The sequence below is a fragment of the Cohnella baijiui genome (assembly GCF_020731285.1).
GTDB lineage: Bacteria > Bacillota > Bacilli > Paenibacillales > Paenibacillaceae > Cohnella.
Window position 1 is genome coordinate 1 of sequence record NZ_JAJFOW010000466.1, and the last position, 216, is coordinate 216.

General features: G+C 48.6%; 1 protein-coding gene. It reads left to right on the top strand.

What is annotated here, in order from left to right; all coding sequences use genetic code 11:
• A partial coding sequence (locus tag LKX83_RS33405) for a GRP family sugar transporter (RefSeq protein ID WP_227887612.1) occupies positions 1-216 on the top strand: 216 nt, incomplete at both ends.

The window sequence follows — 216 nt, forward strand, 5'->3', positions numbered from 1 at the left end:
GCTGTATGTTGGGGCAGCATTGTCCTTGTCGGCAACAAGCTGGGTGGCGATGCCTACAGCCAGACACTCGGCACAACGGTAGGCGCACTTATTTTCTCTATCGTAATCTACTTCTTCACTACACCTTCCCTCTCGCTGTCCATCTTTATTATTGGAATGAGTTCCGGCTTCTTATGGAGCATCGGACAGCGCAATCAATTCAGTGCAGTCAAATAT